The sequence below is a fragment of the Acidobacteriota bacterium genome (assembly GCA_033549365.1).
Taxonomy (GTDB): domain Bacteria; phylum Acidobacteriota; class Aminicenantia; order Aminicenantales; family Saccharicenantaceae; genus JAWSUF01.
This window is the reverse complement of sequence record JAWSUF010000074.1, coordinates 1-527: the sequence shown is the minus strand read 5'-3', so window position 1 is coordinate 527 and position 527 is coordinate 1. Positions and strand designations below refer to the sequence as shown.

Below are 527 nucleotides of genomic sequence, written 5' to 3'. Positions count from 1 at the left end.
GGGTGTGGGTCTCGCACGGCGACGCTGACGATGGTCTTCAAGCTCGCCACGCAAGCCGAGCGGCGCTGGAGAAAACTTAACAGCGTGTCGATGCTGGCTCATGTGATTCGAGGCGTTGTGTTCGTCGACGGCGTGATGGAGAAGGCGGCCTGAATGAAACATCAGGATAGGCTCAAAGATTTCTCATACACTAGAGTCGAGGACAGGCGCGGTGGCCGTAGGAGGCAGGGAGTAGCCGTTTCCGGCCGCTTTCGCGTTGTCGCCGGTGCCTCAGGCTGTTCCATAGCTCCGTTTCCTGTCCCCGCTCATCAAACCGTGCATGCGATTTTCCCGCACACGGCTTTCCGGTGGTCTCTCATGTCGCCGCATTACGCCGCAGCCGGGTATCGGACAGTCCCACGCAGGCGAAATAGTCCTTGGCCATGGAAAAAGTCAGCCGTCCAGGTTGGAACATCGGTCGCTCTCAGATGCCGGCCTTTTCGCCGGATCATGAAACGATTCAACCGACGCCTATGTCTGGCGTCGGT

The 527-nt window shown here is 59.0% G+C and carries 1 protein-coding gene; it reads left to right on the top strand.

The genetic code is table 11. The features are described from left to right. Positions 1-153 (top strand): IS256 family transposase (locus SCM96_16125; protein MDW7762117.1); only part of this gene is annotated, 153 nt, incomplete at its 5' end. Positions 154-527 lie beyond the last annotated feature (374 nt).